Origin of the sequence: Streptomyces sp. NPDC020490 (assembly GCF_044335305.1) — a bacterium.
Taxonomy (GTDB): Bacteria; Actinomycetota; Actinomycetes; order Streptomycetales; family Streptomycetaceae; genus Streptomyces.
Genome location: NZ_JBIRUY010000070.1, coordinates 1 through 18,046 on the forward strand (window position 1 = coordinate 1; position 18,046 = coordinate 18,046).

The following is an 18,046-nucleotide window of genomic DNA, read 5'->3' on the forward strand; positions in this document are numbered from 1 at the left end:
CCCCGCCGCTACCTCCCCGAAGGCAGCATGGACGAGATCTACCCCAACAACGATCAGATCGGACCGGCTACACCACCACAGGGGACATGACCCGCAAGCAGAGTTCGGCCAACGTGATCGATTCACTCAGCTACTGATTTCCATAGCGCTCTATCCCGCCTTGGGGCCGGGAGTGGGAAGCTCTTTCGGCAGCAAGCCTCTGAAAAGGCTGCAAGGCGGCGAAATTGTCCACGGAGCCAGGATTGACTGCCACTTCAATGGGAACCCCGGACAAGATTCTCTTGATGGGCACTTCCAATCGCTTTCCGGTGAGTGTGTGCGGCAGGGCATTCACTTGTATTATCTCGTCCGGAGCATGGCGAGGAGAGAGCCGCTCCCTCAGGGCTCGAACGATATCGGCGGTGAGAGACGCGTCGAGTTCGACATCGCCGTCGAGCACGACGAACATCGGCATCCAATAGTCCCCGCTCTCCAGTTCCAGACCGACAATCAGGCTCTCGGTCACGGCCGGAAAACGTTCGACGACCTCGTAGATGTCTGCGGAGCCCAGGCGTACTCCTTGGCGATTCAAGGTGGAGTCCGAGCGTCCGTGAATCACTGCGGATCCGTCCTCCTGCATAGTGATCCAATCGCCATGTCGCCACACGCCGGGGTACATGTCGAAGTAAGTGTCGTGATAACGGCGGCCGTCATCGTCATTCCACAAAGATACCGGCATGGACGGCATCGGCGTTCTGACCACCAGTTCGCCGACCTCATCGAACACGCGCTCACCATCCGGGCTCCAGGCCTCAGCCGCGACGCCGAGCGCCGGCCCCTGTATCTGTCCTAGGTACACCGGCAGTGTCGGTACTCCGCCTACCAGGCTGGTGCAGACATCCGTCCCGCCACTGATGGAGGCGAGCCAGATACGGTCTTCGAATTCGGAATGAAGCCATCGGTATGCGTCAGGAGGCAGGGGAGAGCCTGTGGTGCCGATGGTGCGCAGCCGTGACAGTGAGAAGTCTTTGCCAGGATTTACGGCTTCTCTTCTGCATGCGGTCATGTAGGCCGCGGACGTGCCGAATACTGTGGCGTCGGCCAGCTCGGCTATCCGCCATTGAGCATCAATGGAAGGGTAACCCGGGCTTCCATCGTAGGTGACGATGGTTGCACCAACAAGAAGACCCGCTACCAAGAAGTTCCACATCATCCAACCGGTTGACGTGTACCAGAAAAAGCGATCCTCTGGGCCTATGTCCATTTGAAGGCTGAGTTGTTTCAGATGCTCGACGACAATGCCCCCGTGACTGTGGACGATCGCCTTGGGCGGGCCTGTTGTCCCGGATGTGTAGAGAATCCAGAGGGGATGGCTGAAGTTAACCTGCTCGAACTCCAGCTCGCAATCTATGTGAACCAGATCATTCCAGTCCAGTGCGCCTTCGGGGGGAGCGGTTCCGAGGACCGGTACATGAATCACGTGCCGTAGACTGGGGAGATTCTGGCGGATCTCGTTGACGACCGCCGTGCGCTCGTGAGTTTTCCCTCCGTACCGGTAACCGTCCACCGTGATCAGCGCCACCGGGTCGATCTGACGAAAGCGGTCCAGAAGGCTTCCCACACCGAAATCCGGCGCGCACCCTGACCAGATGGCTCCGACCGCCGTTGTGGCGAGCAGAGCGATGACCGTCTCGGGAACATTGGGCATATAGCCGGCAACACGATCACCTGGTTTGATGCCCAGCCTTCTCAATGCGGCGGACAGCGAGGCGACCCTCTTCCGCAATTCGCCCCACGTGACAGTCAGGGAAGAACCTGTCCCCTCCTCGAAATGCAGGATAGCTGGAGAATCGGGATGCTTTTCGTTCTCACCGTGGCGGAGGGCGTGTTCCGCGTAATTGAGACGAGAGCTGGTGAACCACTCGACTCCTGGTACACCCATGGAGGGAGTCATTATCTGTACGGGTGGTGCCGAGAAGCGAACGTCGAACCACTCAGCGACAGCTGACCAGAACGCGCGAGGCTGGTCGACGGACCACGTATGGAAGGCACGATAATCGCCATCTGGGGCATTATGCCTGGCTACTGCCCAGGACTGGAATGCACTCAAATTAGTTGATGCGCTTCGCTGTGGGTCAGGAGACCATAGAAGGGCCGGGGCTTCGCTCATGCTGCTCATGAAACCTTTCCAGGGCATCGGAGGTTTATCGATACCCCATGGTCATCAGGCGAACTGGGGTCGTTACGCGGCCGCACGAGACGGGCCGACACGTTGTTGCGGTTCAGCAAGTAGCGAGAAGGAACTGCTGGTCGAACGAATGTGAGGTCGGCTTCTGGCTCTTCCGGATCGACTTCAAGGGACGGTGATCAGGACCCGTCCAATATTTTTTCCCTGCTCAAGATCGCTGTGGACCTGGACGATGTCGTCAAGGGGACGGCAAGAGTCTGTCGGATGTGTCAAAGCATTTCGGTCGAGAAGCGCATTGAGATGCTCGACGGCAGCGTGTTTGGCCTCGGTCGGCATTGCAAAAACGGAGATCGTTCGAAGCGTGACTCCCTTCCTCATGAGTGGATAGAAGGGAATCGTGGGTTCTGGTGACGCGTCAGACCCATATGTAGCGATGACGCCGTTCTCTGCTATGAGATCGACGGTCATGGCCAGGTTGGCACCGAATGCGACATCGATAATCCTGTCGGCGCCGCGCGGCCCGGTGAAGCGCTGAATGCTCGACACGGCGTCTGCACTCCGATAGTCGACGACTTCGTCAGCGCCGGCCGCGCGGGCGGCGCGCTGCTTCTCCACCGTGCTGGCCGTGGCTATGACAGTCGCACCCGCGCTTTTAGCCAGTTCGATTGCGTAGTGCGCCACTGCCCCGGCTCCGCCGGTGATCAGCACGGTCTGACCGGCTACGGGTCCGTCGGCGAAGACGGAACGGTGCGCCGTAAGTGCGGGCACGCCCAGGCACGCTCCTGCGTCGAAGGAAACGTGGGGAGGAAGCTCGATGGCGTTCAAGGAGGGCACCACCGAATACTCGGCGGCGGTTCCCCACTGTCTCTTGTAATTCGCCGAATGGACCCATACACGCTGACCGATCCGTGACAAGGGAACATTGGGCCCCACAAGGTCGATAACGCCGGCACCGTCATCACCTGGAACGATCCTCGTGAAGAGCATCGTGCGGCCGCCCGTGCCCGCTCTGCGTTTCACATCGGCAGGATTGACTCCGGCCACCTGGATCCGCACACGGACCTCTCCAGGACCCGGTCGGGGAGCAGGAAGCTCCCCGACCGTGATGACCTCGGCAGCGGGACCGGTGCGTTCATACCAAGCAGCTCTCATGGTTCTCACCTGGTGTCCCTTCAGTGGATCAGGGTGCCTCGCAGAGCGTGATCGGACCCGGGATCACATCGCCCGTGATGCGGCCTACGTATATGCCGTCCTCCAGGACACCGGGGTCGTCGTGGGCAGGGACGATGAAGCGGTACTTGAGGGCCTTTTTCACCGCTCCGATCTCCTGCAGAACAGACGTCGTGAAGTTATTGGTCAGGGCGGGATCATCTGGCACGAGCGCGGTGGGCTGGACTCCAGCGGTGAAGCCTTCGCGGGGCTGCTTGCTCAGAGCCCCCTCGACGTCGTAGAAAAGGTCACCACAAAGATAGGCCTCACCTGCGCTGGTCGACACCACGATGGCGATCGATCCGGCCGTGTGCCCTCCGGACAGATGGCAGGTGATTCCCGGGAAAATTTCCTCAGGACCGGAGTGCTCGAGGTCGAGGAAGCGGACGGCCCCGGGTGTATAGACCCGGTTGATCATGTGAAGCAGGTCGTCGCGGGCGTACGCCCGGCCTTGCAGCCCGGTACAGGCGCTGCCCAATTCCGTTCTGTTGATTACCACGGGCACGTTCATCGGCACCTTGTGGAGGTGACCTGCGTGGTCCCTGTGCAGATGCGTCACGATGACACAGCCCAGGTCGGCAGGCGTCAGTCCATGCTGAGCGAGTTGTTCTTCGAAACCCTGTCCGGGTGCGATATGCCCACCGGCGCCGAGCACCGAAGGATCACGGTAGCCGGCGTCAACGAGGATGGGCGCCTCTCCGCCGAGAATGAGGAAGCCTTGAGCTGGAACTTCGATGATGTTTCCGGGGAGCACCCCGCGCAATCTCATCGACTCGTCGATGATGACTGACCCGAAATTGAGCCGATGAATCTCGTAATGCATGTAAAATGCTCCAGCTGATCGAAACCGAAAATTCTTCACCTCGACTGAGTGAGAAGCAGACGCTACAGACGGCCAGTCGTGTGGCCGACGTCGCTTCCTGCTGCTCCCTCAGGTGGGTCATATCAAGGTGAGGAGTCTATTTGACCTTGCTCTCTGCTACGGAAGGATCGAAGTCCGATTCCGGCGGAAGGAAGCTGTTGATCGGGGAGCCGAGGAACTCGGGCGTTTCACCATCATCGTGCAGACCTATGGCGTAACTTTCGACAAGCGGATCTGCATGCAGGCCCGGCGTATGTACCTCGACCAGGGTGCACGGTTCATCCGATCGATTCCACGACCAGTGGCGGGCGGAGGCCGGGATGCGGAGGAAGTCACCGGCCTTCAGATGAAAAGTACGGTCCTCGATGAAGACCCAAAGGTCCCCGCTCTGCAGCCAGTTGAGCTGCTCACAGTCGTGGATGTGGGGGAGAGAGTGGTAGCCGCCGGGCCGTGTCGCGATCATTAGGGACGAAGAATTGCCGTAAACCACCTGAGTGGTGAACGATGTAGTTCCCATGTCTGCGGTCTGGCGCGGTACGGAATCACCGGATGCATGGAGGGACATTGTGCTTCCTTCAATCTTGTTTCTGGTTGGTTCGGTGAGCATTTATGAGAAGGCCTGATGAGGCGAGTCGGTTCCCCGACGTCACTGCTGCACGGGATACTGTGAGAGATGCTTCAGCGAGGCTTGAATCAGCCCACGCGTACCACGTGCTTGCCGGTTGTTTGCCCGGAAGCGAGCTTGTCGATCAGCTCGGGGGCTTTGTCCAGCGAAACCATGTCGGAGAGCTCGAAGCGCACTTCGCCGGATTCCACGAAGCCGAGGACATCGCGGATCGCTTGAGTGACCATGCCCGGGCAGGAGCGGCTCAGTGAAGTGAGACTGAAACCGGCGACGGAAACGTTGTTGACCAGAAGGTCCCGGGGGCGCAGGTCGACAGTATCCAGTCCGACGGTATTTCCCATGACGGCCATTCGCCCCATGGCGGCCAGCACTGAAAGATTGTCGCTCTGAGTGGCCCCGCCGATCGATTCGAAGACGACATCCACTCCCCGTCCGTGAGTCGCCTCGAGTACGGTGCTGGAGAACCCCTGGCGCAGGTACACCTCGTCATACCCGGCCCGCAGCGCGTGGTCGCGCTTCTCCTGGCTCCCGACTGTTCCGATCAGGGGCCCTACTCCCAGCCGGCGAGCCAGCAGGGCGACTGCTGTTCCGGTGCCCCCGGCTGCGGCATGCATGAGGAGTGACTCCCCAGCGGACACTCTGGTCACGGCAGTCAGTAGCAGGTGTGCGGTAGCCATCGACGTCGGCAGGGCCGCCGCGACGTCAAGGGAAACGGCCGGGAAGGGAGAAAGAGGAACGACCAGTGACGCAGGCGCGAGGGCGACTTCGGCGTAACCGCCGAAGCGGCAGAAGGCCACGACCGGTTGACCGACCTGTACGTGTCCCACGTCACTACCAAGAGCGCGGACGTGGCCGCTCACTTCGAGGCCTGCGATGAACTCGCCTGGCAGGCCGTGCCCGTACAGCCGACGCCGATCCATGACGTCGGAGAAATTCACCCCCGCATAGGCGACCTCGATGGCCACCTCGCCCGGGCCGGGGACCGGCTCTTCCACGCGGGCTGGTGTCATTCGACCATCTTCGCTGACGACGATGGCTCGCATCAGTGGCTCCTCGGATAGAGCGAATGGTTGGTGAGGGGCAGAAGTCATCATTCGGCCGGCCGTGACTCAGCAGTGGACGGACAGGACGGCCCAGTGGCTTATACATCCGGAGCTGCTCAGGGCCCCATGCGCGTCGGAGATCGCGTCGATGATGCCCAGGCCGCGGCCGTGTTCCGCGAAGCAGCGAGGTCCTTTGGTCTCGTTCCTTGCTTCATCGCAGGGGCCGCCGTCAGCGACATCCACACGGATCGTCTGTGTGGCTTCGTTGCGGCAGAGCTGCATGGTCACGGGTGGCTTGGCATGTTGCACGGCGTTCGTGACGAGTTCCGACACGGTCAAGATGACCCGGTCCGCGTCATCGTCTTCCAGTTGCCACTGATTCAGGACGCCGCGCACCAGTCGCCGTGCATGACCTGGCGATGCCTGATCGTGGCCGAGCTGCCATGTGTGTGTCATGCGTTGAGCACCCCCATGCGCCGCAGGGGCACAACAGGGGAGAACGGGCTCGTGATCGTCCTGAAGGGTCAGCGTGACGACCGGGCCTCTGACTGCGTACATGCCCTTCACCTCCGCCTCCCCCGTATAGATATTTGATCTATTTCTACTCCCGTCGGGGTGGACACGCAAGGGGCGAGGTCGTGATCAATTGGCCACGCGCTCGCTCAGTACCCACCAGGGGCCACGTATCTGCAGGTAGCGGCCCTTTCGATGGCAGGCCACCACAGTGGCGTACCTGGCGCGAGCGACACGGGTGGAAGTCGTCCCGGGCACCCTCTTGACAGTCGCAGTAAAAATAGATCAATAATCAGGCCTCGCGCTGAGACCCCTTCAGCCGTGAGCGTCCCGATAGTCGCGGTCGGCCCCCAGGCACGGGTCCGGCAAGCGGCAGTAGCTTGGAAATGAGCAGGTGGTCGCCATGGTCTCGGACCACCCGGCAGGTGGAGCGACCGTCGGACGTGCCCCCTCCCATGGATGCGTGGTCGGTAGGGCGGTGACATCGTGCGGAGCCTAAAGATTCGGGAGTTCGGCCCTCCTCAAGTGCTCCGGATGGAGGAGTCTTCCGTCCCCGTGCCTCAAGGGCATGAGGTCCTGATCGCCGTGGCCGCATGCGGCATCTGCTACCACGACGTCCTCACCCGGCAGGGGCTCGTGCAAAAAGGTATGCGTCTGCCGACCACTCTCGGTCATGAGGTGGCCGGCACAGCGGCGGCAGTGGGGCCAGCGGTGACTCGCTTCAACCCTGGAGACCGCGTCGCCGGCGTCCAGCGCAGGTCGGTGTGCGGGCAGTGCTACCTGTGCAGAGACGGTTACGAGACTCTGTGCAGGGAGCGATCCTTCTTGGGACATGACTGCGACGGCGGCTATGCGGACTATGTGATCATCGAAGAATCCTGTCTGACGGCGGTGCCGGCAGGGGTGTCCTCCGTACAGGCGTCCATCGCAGCCTGCGCCGTCGGCTCCGTACTGAACGCGATCCGCGATGTCGGGGATGCGCGCCCCGGGGAAACCGTGCTCATCACGGGCGCCGGCGGCGGGTTGGGTGTGCACGCCACCCAGATAGCACGGCATCGCGGGGCGCGAGTCATAGCGATCACCAGCTCCGCTTACAAGGCGGCCCTGCTCGGCGAGCTTGGTGCTGACGTGGTCATCGAGTCACGGGGGGCGGTTCAGCGAAGACGTGCGAGAGGCCACGGACGGCCGCGGTGCAGACATGGCCATCGACATCGTAGGCGGCGCAGTGTTCCAAGAGCTGATGCGCAGTCTGCGACCGCGTGCGCGCTGGATCATGGTCGGCGAGCTGTCCGGAGAGACCGTGACCTTGAACCCGGCACAGCTCATCCTGCGCGGCCTGCGGCTGCGCAGCGCGGTCAGCACCACGCGCGCCCAGCTGGAGGACGCCCTCGCACTGATCGCCGACGGGGCGGTACGGACGGTGATCAGGGAAGTAGTCGGCATCCAGGACGTGCCGCGCATGCACGAGGCACTCGAGAGAAGACAAGTCCTTGGGCGTGCAGTGGCTCAGGTGGGAAGGGGATGGCCGTGACGAGCATGCCTCGCGCCCGTACCTTCGGTGGCCTCCTGAGAGAAGTGGCTCGGACACACCCGGCCCTCCCGGCGGTCGCATTCGACGGCACGGACGTCTCGTTCGCAGAGATGGACCGCCAAGTAGACGAGGTGGCTCGAGGGCTACTCGCCCTTGGAGTGCGTCGCGGCGACATGGTATCGACTCTGTGCGGTAATCGGCCGGAATGGCTTGTCACGGTATTTGCCGCGGCTCGCATCGGTGCTGTCTCCGTACCGCTGAACACCTGGTACATGCACGAGGAGATAGCCTACGCCTTGCGGCACAGCCGGGCGTGTCTGCTGTTCCTCTATGACACCTTGGTTCGACGAGATCTCGCCGCGTCCGTTCGTCTGATTCTTCCGGAACTGGGTGAGCCAGGGGATGGCCGGATCCGCGATGCGAGTTTCCCGGCACTGCGTTATGTCGTAGAGCTGTGCAGTCGCCGCCTCCCCGGCGCGCTACATTTTTCCGACTTGATCAGTGCGGGCCAGGCTACGAGTGTCGAGTGCCTAGCCGCAGCCGAAGAGCGTGTCACAGCGGACGACATGATGTTCCTCCTGTACACGTCGGGGTCGACCGCGAGGCCGAAGGCCGTACAGCTGCACCACGGGCCGGCCATCGAGAACGATTTCTATATCGGCGAAAGGCTCGGCCTAGAGGTAGGGGACCGTCTATGGTTGGCGTCTCCGCTGTTCTATGGGCTCGGGGCGGTCAATGCAATGCCAGCCGCGTGGACACACGCCGCGTGTTTGATATTGCAGGAATCATTTGACGCCGGGAAGGCTCTTGAAACCCTTGAACGGGAGAAAGCCACAGTCTACTTTGGTTTCGGCAACGTCACACGCGCACTCCTGCAGCATCCCGACAGGTCGGAGCGCGATCTCAGTTCCCTCACTAAGGGATTGACCGCCTTCACCGCAGAGGATAAGCGCTTGGCAATCTGTGAACTGGGTGTCAAGGATTGCTGCAGCGTTTACGGTCTCACCGAGGGATATGGTAATTGCACTGCGACCACCCTGGGCGATTCCTTGGACGTTCGCCTGCACACACAGGGGACTCCTTTGCCGGGGTGGGACGTGCGTATCGTCGACCCAAGGGATGAGAAGCCGCTGCCGCCCAACACGGTGGGTCATCTGCTTCTCAAAGGACGCATCACATCCGGTTACTTCGGGGACCTCGAGCAGACCCGCAAGGCGTTCACCGAAGACGGGTTTTTCAGAACCGGTGATCTTGCCATTCTGGACCAGTCCGGAAGGCTACGTTTTCAGAACAGAATCAAAGACATCATCAAGGCCAACGGCATCAACGTGTCGCCGACAGAAATCGAGGAGCTGATATGCCGGCACCCGCGTGTCCGCTCGGCCTACGTAGCCGGAGTGCCCCATCCGGTTCGCGGAGAGATCGTGGTCGCCTTCGTTGAACTTGCTCGGCCAGGGGTGAGCGAAGAAGAAATTCGCTCCTTCGTGGCGGACCGCGCGGCCTCCTTCAAGGTACCCACACACGTGATCTTCCGGACCGAGGGACAATTGCCTCACCTCGTCAACGGCAAGATTCCCCGCAGGCTCCTTCAGCGAGAAGCAAGTTCCCTGCTGTCGGTCGATCCGATCACCGGCGAACCCATCCCCTGATCCCACCATCCAACGAGAAAGAACAGCAATATCCGGGCCTGGAACCCGGTTCGGATCAGTGCTGCCTGATTCCGGCTAATTCTGAGCCGGGAAAACGCCCCTCAACACACGAGAGTACAAGACATGAACCGTTTGAGCCGCCGTTCATTCCTTACCTCCGCCGTCGTCTCCGCTGGTGCACTCGCCCTGACGTCCTGCGCGTCTGGAGCGAGTGGAAGCAGCGCGCAGGGCGATGCCCACATAGCACTCGTCGTTCCGCTCTCCGGGCTTTTTGCCCGGCAGGGAACCCTCTCCAGGGAGGGAGCCGAAATGGCTCGGGATGAAATCAACGCAAACGGTGGGATCAAGGCGCTCGGTGGCGCCAAGATCCGTCTCGACGTCAGCGACGCCGGGGAAACCGTCGAATCTGCCGTTTCGGCGGCCAACCACGCCTTCGCAGGCCGCAAGCTCAGCGGCGGAATCGGTTCATACCTGAGTTCCATGACGCTTGGCGTCACCGAGGTGTCCGAGCGGCACAGGCTGCCCTGGCTCACAGAGTCCTATGCCGACACGATCACTGACCGCGGATTCCACTACGTCTATCAGACGTCGTCCCTCAGCTCGCAGCAGGCTGCGATCGGCCTCGCCCGCTACAAGGCACTGGCTGCGTCGAAGGGCGTACACATCAAGCGAATAGCTCTTGTCGGCGACAACACCGCCTCGTCAAAGATCTTCTTCCAAGTCGTGCGGGAGAACCTCGCGGCCAAGCTGGGCATGAAGGTCGTTGCCTCGGAGATCTGGACGCCGCCCCTGAGTGACGCCTCATCCATCGCGCAGAGGCTCCGTTCGGCCAAGCCGGATCTCATCGTCTACAGCGCGACCAACTTCTCGGACTCCTCGCAGATACTCCGGGCGAGCAAGCAGTTCGGAGTCACGGCGCCCATCCTGGGCAACGGGGCATGGCTCACCGTCCCTGAGTATGCAAAGAACCTGGGGGCAGGAGAACTCGAAGGGATTTCGGCGATCGTCGCTGCTTTCCCGCTGAAGAATGGTACGGAACTCGACAAGCGCTTCCGCGCGCGTACGGGTGAGCCTTACATGACCCAGGACTCGCTGGCCGCCTACTACCACGTCTGGCTTTTCAAGGAAGCCATGGAGAAGGCGAAGTCGACCGACCCCCAGAAGATCAATGAGGCGCTCAAGTCGCTTGACCTCACGACTGGGCCGGCGGCGCGCAACATGGCAGGAGGCCGCGTCCGGTTCGACGACAAGGGCCGGCGCATGGACGCGTCTCCTGTCATCGTCCAGTGGCAAGGCGGTCGTCCTCGCAGCGTCTGGCCTGCCGCTGAAGCGGTCGCGAAGTTCAAGTCGCCGCGGAGGTAGGTAAGTGTTCACCTTCATTCAGCACTTGGCTACCGGACTCCAAACGGGGGGAGTCCTGGCTCTACTGAGCACCGGTCTGGCCGTCATTTTCGGTGTCATGCGGGTGGTCAACTTCGCCCAGGGCGATTACGTGATGCTGGGCATGTACGCGGTTTTCTTCGCCGTCGGCGGAACTTCGCTGCCCGCGCTCCTGGTCGCCGTGTGCATGCTGCCAGTGTTCGCAGGGCTGGGAGCACTGCTGCACTGGATCCTGGTAAGCCGTGTGACGGGTGGCAAAGGAGGCGGCGCGGACGGCCACGACGCTCAGCTTCTGCTGACACTTGGGCTGTCCCTCGTCCTGCAGAGCGGCGTTCTGATGGCCTTCGGCGCCAACCCGCGGTCACTTTCCGAGACGTCGAGCGGCCGGGCCTGGCATCTGGGAGGGATCGTCCTGGACCCCTCGCGCACCATCGGCTTCGTCATCGCGATGGCAGCAGCCGCAGCCCTGTTCCTGTTCCTCGCGCGAACCCCCCGCGGGCGCCAGCTGCGCGCTGCTGCTGACGACCCGGTGGCCGCCACGTACGTCGGAGTCGACGTGAAGGGTGCCCATCGACTCGCATTCGCCGTCGGAATTGGGCTCGCGGGGCTGGGCGGTGGCATCCTGGCCACCTTCTACCCGATTCACCCGTACATCTCGCTCGACTTCATCGTCCTTATTTTCTCGGCGGTCGTCCTCGGCGGGCTGGGCAGTATTCCGGGAGCAGTTATCGGCGGATTGGTAATCGGCATGGTCCAGTCTCTGAGTGAGCTCGTACTGCCGACACAGCTTCAAATCGTCGGAGTATTCATTGTTTTCCTGGCAGTCCTCTACCTGCGGCCGCAGGGTCTCCTTGGGAAGGTCGAAAGAAAATGACTCCAAGATTGCGGGCATGGCTGCCTATGCTGCTGATAGCAGCCGTCTCTCTCGCACTTGTCACCGTCTCGAGTGAACCGGACCAGCAAAATCTGCTGACACTGATCCTCATCTGGGCAACGGTCGGCTACAGCTGGAACATTCTGGGTGGTTACGGCGGACAAGTCTCCTTCGGCCACTCACTATTCGTCGGTATCGGTGCATACTCGACTGCCATTCTGGAATCTCGATTCGGCATGCCGCCGCTGATCGGTATGGCAGCCGGTGCAGCGATCGCTGCCGGAGCCGCAGTAGTCATCGGGTGGCCGACCTTCAGGCTCGCCGGTGTCTATTTCTCACTCGCCACGCTTGCCTACCCGCTCATGATGCGACCGGTCATGAACTACTTCGGGTTCCAGGAAGTGACCATCCCTTACCACAGCGACGGCGGATCCTGGTACCTGCAGTTCACCGACCCTCGCGGCCTGACCTACTGCGCCTTGGCCCTGATGCTGGTAGCCATCGCGATCAGCCTCGCGGTGGAGCGTTCGAAGTTCGGGACCGCCCTCTTCGCGCTGCGGGACGACGAGGTAGCGGCTCGGGCCGCCGGAATCAACGTACGCAGGCAGAAGCTGGCCGCGTACGCCTTGAGCGCCGCCGTCGCAGCAGTGGCGGGCTCGGTCTACACATCTGTTCTCCTCGTCGTCACACCGGACTCGGTCTTCGGCCTGGCGGTATCTGTGCAGGCATTGATCATTCCTCTGGTGGGCGGCAGGGCGACGATCTGGGGTCCGCTGATCGGCTCCGTCATCCTCGTGACACTGAGCGATCAGCTGACCTCTCAGTTCGGAGCCGATTTCCCTGGCCTGAGCGGTCTCTTGTACGGAGGGGCGCTGGTGGCGATGGTTCTGTTCGCGCCGGAAGGTATCTACTGGCGCCTGCACGACTTGCGGAGGCGTGCGCGGCACCGCAAGCACCCGGTCGTCGCCCGTGAGGACATAAGCGCGGACGCAGGCGTTCAGCGGGCGCGCAGTGCACGGACCGCACGTGAAAAGCGACGTAAGCCTGATGAGGGCGAAATCATCCTGGCCGTGGAAAATCTGCAGAAGTCATTCGACGGACTTGAGGTTCTTCGTGACGTGAGCTTCTCTGTCAGGACCGGTGAAATCCTCGGCATCATTGGACCCAACGGAGCGGGCAAGACGACGCTGTTCGACATTATGAACGGCTTTACCCGTCCAGACGGGGGCAAAATCGTTCTTGGAGATCAGGACGTCACCGGCTCGCCGCCGCATGTTCTGTGCCGCAAGGGAATCGGCCGGACTTTCCAAGTGGTGCGTGTCTTCCCAAGACGCAGTCTGCTGGCGAACGTGGCCGTCGATGCGCCAGGCCGACCTGCCGGAACGCTTACTTCCGCAGAGGCCATTGCAGCGGTCGGGCTTCAAGGGCGAGAGCATCTTGAGATCAGCGAGCTGGACGTGGGAGAGCTGCGCAGGATGGAGCTCGCCCGGGCGTTGGCCACGGGGCCCAAGGTGCTCCTGATCGACGAGATCTTCGCCGGTCTGAGTCACGACGAGGTCGAGGACCTGGTCGAGCTGCTGCGGGATGCCAGAGACATGGGCGTCACCATCGTCATCATCGAGCACACGATGAAGGCGATGCTCAAGCTCGCTGATCGGCTCGTGGTGCTCAACCAGGGACGAGTCGTGGCTGACGGAGAGCCTGGTGCAGTCGTCCGCGACCGGGACGTGGTCGCGGCATATCTGGGAAAGAGGTGGGCCAATGCTGCAAGTTGATGGGCTCACAGTCCACTACGGCGGCTTGCGGGCGTTGGACGGGGTCACTCTGACGGTTGAACGCGGGCAGTTCACTGTGCTGGTCGGCCCTAACGGGGCCGGCAAGTCCACCCTGTTCAAAGCGTTGGCCGGCATCGTGCGCCCGTCGGCGGGGGAGGTGCTCTTCGAGGGAGCCGACCTGCTTGCAGTTGCTCCGGCCGGACGGGCCCGACGGGGCATAGCGCACGTCCCGGAGGGACGGCGGGTTTTCAAGAGCCTCACGGTGGAGGACAACCTCCTCGTTGCGGCCATCGAAGGAAAGGACGCCCGGACGAGACTTAAGGATCTGTACGACTTCTTCCCCCTGCTTTACACGCACCGCGCACGACTGGCGGGTCAGCTGAGCGGCGGACAGCAGCAGATGGTCGCCATCGCCCGCGGCCTCATCTCTCACCCCAAGCTGCTCCTGCTCGACGAGCCGTCGATGGGACTCGCTCCCGCTATGGTCGACGAGATCTTCGAGGTCATAGCCCGCATCCATGCTTCGCTGGGAACCACCACCCTCCTCGTGGAGCAGCGGGCCGTTGAGGCCCTGGAGCTGGCTGACTCCGGCTACGTCCTGGAGAACGGCAGCATCGTCCTGAGCGGGCCGACCGAGGTACTGAGCAAGGACGATCGCGTCCGTCGCGCGTATCTTGGAGGGTGAGCACCCAGGTACTGGGAGCACTGCTCGTGACCGAGGCAGCCACGGACTTGAAGGGCTACGGAACATATGGGGCGCGTTGCACACTCATCAGGGCTGACCCAACGGTCACCGGGAGTGCGCCCTCTGGTGCGCCAAAACATCGCACAAGAGGTAGCGGAGTACATTCGGCAACTCATCTTCAAGGGCGAACTCAAGGCCGGCGAGAAGGTCCCGCAAGATGAGATCGCTGAACGACTTGGCGTCAGCCGGTTCCCCGTCCGTCAGGCCCTGGAGTATCTCGATGGAGAGGGCCTGGTCGTTACGGAGCATCACCGTGGGTCCTTTGTGTCGAAGATCGAGCGCCAGGACCTCGAAGATCACTACGAGATGTTCGGGTCTATCGCCGGAATTGCGGCTCGCAGGGCTGCTGAGTGCATCAATGAAGACACGCTTTCTACGCTCGTTGCAATGCAGCAGAAATTGCGAGAGAAGGAAGACCCGAGCGAGCTCCATGACATTGACTGGGAATTCCATCGCCTTATCAACAGGACTGGTGGCAGCAGGCGCCTCCGGCTCATGCTCCGATCCTTGGGAAACAATATCCCATGGAGTTTTTTCACCGTTGTCCCCGCAGCCTCCCCGACAGCGCTGGCTCATCATGACGCCATTTTGCAGTCGCTTCGGGATGGCAACGGCGACGGGGCGGAGAGCTGGGCGAGGCTCCATTTCCGCTACGAGGGTGCCTTCGTGATAGACATGCTGGACAAAACCGGCTTGTGGGGCGATCCGGACATGTAGGCTGACGCTCGACGGAGTCGCGGGTTGCGGTCGTGGACAAAATTGATCAAAAATCAATATTGCGATCGCGGCCCGTGCCGTGCCCCGTTCCTGTCAAACCAATCCGAGGAGATCGACAGTGGAAGCACTGATCATGACCGCCCCTGGTGGCGCCGAGAATACGAAGATCACGGAGGTCGATGTCCCTGCTCCCGGAGCGGGAGAGGTGTCGATCGATGTCGCTTGGGCCGGTCTCAACTTCATCGATGTCATGGCGCGCCGCGGCGACCCCGGCTATACGGCCGGTTGGCCGCACCGGCCTGGCCTTGAGGTCGCTGGGTTCGTACGGGAGGTCGGCCAGGACGTCACTGGGATCAACGTCGGAGACAGGGTCGCGGCTGTGTGCTCCGGCGGCGGGCTGGCCGGGACGGCCGTCGCTTCAGCCGCCGTCACGGTGCTCGTGCCGGACGAGATTCCACTGCAAACGGCCGCCGCGGTACCGCTCGGACTGGCTACTTCCCTGCTCCTACTCACTCACGCCGGCCGATTCACCGCAGGCACCAGCGTTCTCGTGCACTCGGCGGCTGGCGGCATAGGAAGCGCGATAGCCGGGCTAGTCCCCCTTCTGGGAGGCGGACAGCTGATCGGCACGGTGGGTAGTGCCGACAAGGCGCACGCCGCGGTGGAGGCCGGGTACGAAACGGTCCTCCTCAGGGACGACAACCTTGAAGGGGGAATCCTTGCTGCCACTGGTGGCCGCGGAGTGAACCTCATCCTGGATCCGCTGGGAACCACCTGCCTTGGGTTGGATCTGGAAGTCGCCGCCCCAGGCGGCCGCATCGTCCTGTTCGGCAATGCCACGGGCGGCGCCATGGCGGACCTGCCCCCGGTGGGCAGCCTGATTCGCGGCAATCTCGCCATCTCCGGTTTCAGCCACCGGGGTCTCACCGCAGACGCGCCGAAGGACGTCGCCAGGTCCATCCGTCAGATGCTGGAGTTCCTTGCGAGCGGTAGGTTCGGCTTCCCCGTCACAGAGCTCAAGTCCCTGCACGATGTGTCGGACGCCTACGACCTTCTTGCCACAGGGCGTGGAACGGGCAAATACGTCGCCGCAGTCAGCGGCGTCCGCTGACCTTCCGGGAACCGTTCGACTGCGCGGCCCGGTGTCCTGCCGTGCCCGCCGGACACGAGCGAATCTGTGCTGGCTGAGTCCGTCCGTCTCGTCACCAGCCTGGTGATCGCAACGTCTGTTTCTCAGCAGAACCGGATGGAGGAACCATCGGGTTAACCTCAATACCGGTACCTTAGCCTCAATACCAGTGACTTAAGGTCGTAAGCTGGTAGGGTGCGTGGCGGGGAGGTGCCGGGATGCCACGGCCGGGTCAGGTGAAGCCGGAGACGGACGAACGGTTGTCGGATCGCATCGCGGTCGGGCTGCTGACGCGGTCGTTCCCGCCGGAGCTGGTGGATCGGGTGGTGGCCGATAGCGGGAGGTCCGGGCAGCGCAACCGGCTGCTGCCGCCGCGCGTGGTGGTCTACTTCGTGCTGGCGATGTGCTTGTTCTCCGGCCAGGGCTACGAAGAGGTCGCCCGGCTGCTGACGCATGGGCTGACCTGGGCGAAACGCTGGTCGGGGTCGTGGCAGGTGCCGACCACAGCGGCGATCTCGAGAGCTCGCGCGAAACTCGGCCCGGAGCCGCTGAAGGCCCTGTTCGCCTCGGTGGCACGGCCGTTGGCTACGGAAGCGACCCGGGGTGCCTTCTACGGGCGGTGGCGGCTGATGGCCGTCGACGGCACCGTCTTCGACGTTCCGGACAGCCAGGAGAACGCGGCGCACTTCGGGCGCCCGAAGACCCATCGCACCCAGCGGTGTGCGTACCCGCAGGTGCGGGTGGTCGCGCTGGCCGAGTGCGGCACCCACGCCATCACCGCTGCGGCTGTCGGCCGGTTCACCACGTCTGAGCCCGTGCTGGCCCGCGAGCTGTTCGACCACCTGGGCGAGGGCGATCTGCTGCTGGCCGCCCGCGGCTTCACCGGCCTGGAGCTGTGGCGGGCGGCTTCGGCCGGCGGCGCGGACCTGCTGTGGCGCATCCGTTCCCACCAGGTGCTGCCGGTCCGCGAAGAGCTCCCCGACGGCTCGTACCTGTCAGACATCGTCACGGCCAGGGACCACCGCAAGCGTGCCGACCCGGAAGCGGTCCGGGTGATCGAGTACACCCTGGACGGTCCCGGGCGGCCCGGGCAGGACGCCCCTTACCGGCTGATCACCACGGTCCTCGATCCCGACGCCGCCCCGGCCACCGAGCTGGCCGCCCTCTACCACCAGCGGTGGGAGTTCGAGAACACGCTGGACGAGCTGAAGACCCATCAACGCGGACCCGCCCAGGTCCTGCGGTCCCGCTCACCCGAAGGCGTCGAACAGGAGGTCTGGGCACACCTGCTGGTCCACCACGCCATCCGCACCCTGATGCACGACGCCGCCGCACAGGCCGGCCTCGACCCCGACCGGCTCTCCTTCACCCGCAGCATCCGCCTCGCACGCCGCCAGGTCACCGCGCAGGCGGCCTTTTCCCCCTGACCACCTGACCGCGGCCCTCGCCGACGGACTCCGCGAGATCACCGCGCGCCTGTTACCCACCCGCCGCAGACGCTCCAACCCACGCGTCGTCAAACGCAAGATGTCCAACTTCGGCGTCAAACGCGACGAGCACTACACCTGGCCCCAGCCCGCCCGGGACCCAGCAGACGCCGTGGCCATCGCCCCGCACTGGCGCACCGCCCCGATCACCCCGTCAACAAAGACACCCGCGAAGCCAGGCCACTAAGTCACTGGTATTGACCTTAGCCTCGATCTTTCTTGACGGTCCGCCGACGGAGTCGGTGGTGAACCGTTCCGGGTTCGGTAGAGATCTCAGATGTTGGGTGTGACCTGGGGTTTCGTGGTTGCGAGGTAGTGGTTGTTCTCGTATTCGACGGGT

General features: G+C 62.8%; 14 protein-coding genes and 2 pseudogenes. 10 read left to right on the plus strand and 6 right to left on the minus strand.

The window, feature by feature from the left end; all coding sequences use genetic code 11:
* Positions 1-130: 130 nt before the first annotated feature.
* The 6 genes from ACH4ZX_RS39260 to ACH4ZX_RS39285 form a co-directional block, all read right to left on the minus strand.
* Positions 131-2,158, minus strand: a complete 2,028-nt coding sequence (locus tag ACH4ZX_RS39260) for an acetoacetate--CoA ligase (protein ID WP_398283556.1) — start codon at positions 2,156-2,158, stop codon at positions 131-133.
* A 174-nt stretch (positions 2,159-2,332) separates the two neighbouring features.
* Positions 2,333-3,319, minus strand: coding sequence for an NADPH:quinone reductase (locus ACH4ZX_RS39265; protein WP_398283558.1), 987 nt, complete (start codon positions 3,317-3,319; stop codon positions 2,333-2,335).
* Positions 3,320-3,347: 28 nt separating this feature from the next.
* Positions 3,348-4,199: an MBL fold metallo-hydrolase gene (locus tag ACH4ZX_RS39270; RefSeq protein WP_398283560.1), complete on the minus strand. Its 852-nt coding sequence runs from the start codon at positions 4,197-4,199 to the stop codon at positions 3,348-3,350.
* 136 nt (positions 4,200-4,335) lie between these two features.
* Positions 4,336-4,803, minus strand: a complete 468-nt coding sequence (locus ACH4ZX_RS39275; RefSeq protein ID WP_398283562.1) for a cupin domain-containing protein — start codon at positions 4,801-4,803, stop codon at positions 4,336-4,338.
* 128 nt (positions 4,804-4,931) lie between these two features.
* Complete coding sequence (locus ACH4ZX_RS39280; RefSeq protein ID WP_398283564.1) at positions 4,932-5,906, minus strand: zinc-binding alcohol dehydrogenase family protein; 975 nt, start codon at positions 5,904-5,906, stop codon at positions 4,932-4,934.
* Positions 5,907-5,972: 66 nt separating this feature from the next.
* Entirely contained in the window at positions 5,973-6,362 is a 390-nt protein-coding gene (locus ACH4ZX_RS39285) for an ATP-binding protein (RefSeq protein ID WP_398283566.1), read from the minus strand.
* Positions 6,363-6,953: 591 nt separating this feature from the next.
* Between ACH4ZX_RS39285 and ACH4ZX_RS39290 the strand changes: the two are divergent.
* The 10 genes and pseudogenes from ACH4ZX_RS39290 to ACH4ZX_RS39335 all read left to right on the plus strand — a co-directional run.
* Positions 6,954-7,550 (plus strand): annotated as a pseudogene (locus ACH4ZX_RS39290) (alcohol dehydrogenase catalytic domain-containing protein); the annotation flags it as partial.
* On the plus strand, positions 7,540-7,950 hold the full coding sequence (locus tag ACH4ZX_RS39295; RefSeq protein ID WP_398283583.1) for a zinc-binding dehydrogenase: 411 nt from the start codon (positions 7,540-7,542) through the stop codon (positions 7,948-7,950). The pseudogene ACH4ZX_RS39290 and the gene ACH4ZX_RS39295, both read left to right, overlap by 11 nt.
* A 50-nt stretch (positions 7,951-8,000) precedes the next feature.
* A pseudogene (locus ACH4ZX_RS39300) lies at positions 8,001-9,599 on the plus strand (class I adenylate-forming enzyme family protein); the annotation flags it as partial.
* 123 nt (positions 9,600-9,722) lie between these two features.
* Positions 9,723-10,961: an ABC transporter substrate-binding protein gene (locus ACH4ZX_RS39305; RefSeq protein WP_398283568.1), complete on the plus strand. Its 1,239-nt coding sequence runs from the start codon at positions 9,723-9,725 to the stop codon at positions 10,959-10,961.
* Positions 10,962-10,965: 4 nt separating this feature from the next.
* The gene (locus ACH4ZX_RS39310; protein WP_398283570.1) at positions 10,966-11,853 is read left to right on the plus strand and encodes a branched-chain amino acid ABC transporter permease; all 888 of its coding nucleotides are present in this window, start codon (positions 10,966-10,968) and stop codon (positions 11,851-11,853) included.
* 26 nt (positions 11,854-11,879) lie between these two features.
* Positions 11,880-13,628 (plus strand): ATP-binding cassette domain-containing protein, encoded by a 1,749-nt coding sequence (locus ACH4ZX_RS39315; RefSeq protein WP_398283573.1) that lies wholly within the window; start codon positions 11,880-11,882, stop codon positions 13,626-13,628.
* Complete coding sequence (locus ACH4ZX_RS39320) at positions 13,615-14,313, plus strand: ABC transporter ATP-binding protein (protein ID WP_398283575.1); 699 nt, start codon at positions 13,615-13,617, stop codon at positions 14,311-14,313. The genes ACH4ZX_RS39315 and ACH4ZX_RS39320 overlap by 14 nt, the downstream gene beginning before the upstream one ends.
* A gap of 126 nt (positions 14,314-14,439) precedes the next feature.
* Positions 14,440-15,090, plus strand: coding sequence for a GntR family transcriptional regulator (locus ACH4ZX_RS39325; RefSeq protein WP_398283577.1), 651 nt, complete (start codon positions 14,440-14,442; stop codon positions 15,088-15,090).
* A gap of 118 nt (positions 15,091-15,208) precedes the next feature.
* Positions 15,209-16,201 (plus strand): zinc-binding alcohol dehydrogenase family protein, encoded by a 993-nt coding sequence (locus ACH4ZX_RS39330; RefSeq protein WP_398283579.1) that lies wholly within the window; start codon positions 15,209-15,211, stop codon positions 16,199-16,201.
* A gap of 236 nt (positions 16,202-16,437) precedes the next feature.
* Positions 16,438-17,646, plus strand: coding sequence for an IS4 family transposase (locus ACH4ZX_RS39335; protein ID WP_398283581.1), 1,209 nt, complete (start codon positions 16,438-16,440; stop codon positions 17,644-17,646).
* The last annotated feature ends 400 nt before the right edge of the window (positions 17,647-18,046 follow it).

Coding starts and splice junctions, on each gene's coding strand:
- ACH4ZX_RS39260 (WP_398283556.1), bottom strand. CDS start 2,158: ATGAGCAGCATGAGCGAAGCCCCGGCCCTTCTATGGTCTCCTGACCCA.
- ACH4ZX_RS39265 (WP_398283558.1), bottom strand. CDS start 3,319: ATGAGAGCTGCTTGGTATGAACGCACCGGTCCCGCTGCCGAGGTCATC.
- ACH4ZX_RS39270 (WP_398283560.1), bottom strand. CDS start 4,199: ATGCATTACGAGATTCATCGGCTCAATTTCGGGTCAGTCATCATCGAC.
- ACH4ZX_RS39275 (WP_398283562.1), bottom strand. CDS start 4,803: ATGTCCCTCCATGCATCCGGTGATTCCGTACCGCGCCAGACCGCAGAC.
- ACH4ZX_RS39280 (WP_398283564.1), bottom strand. CDS start 5,906: ATGCGAGCCATCGTCGTCAGCGAAGATGGTCGAATGACACCAGCCCGC.
- ACH4ZX_RS39285 (WP_398283566.1), bottom strand. CDS start 6,362: ATGACACACACATGGCAGCTCGGCCACGATCAGGCATCGCCAGGTCAT.
- ACH4ZX_RS39305 (WP_398283568.1), top strand. CDS start 9,723: ATGAACCGTTTGAGCCGCCGTTCATTCCTTACCTCCGCCGTCGTCTCC.
- ACH4ZX_RS39315 (WP_398283573.1), top strand. CDS start 11,880: ATGCTGCTGATAGCAGCCGTCTCTCTCGCACTTGTCACCGTCTCGAGT.
- ACH4ZX_RS39320 (WP_398283575.1), top strand. CDS start 13,615: ATGCTGCAAGTTGATGGGCTCACAGTCCACTACGGCGGCTTGCGGGCG.
- ACH4ZX_RS39335 (WP_398283581.1), top strand. CDS start 16,438: ATGCCACGGCCGGGTCAGGTGAAGCCGGAGACGGACGAACGGTTGTCG.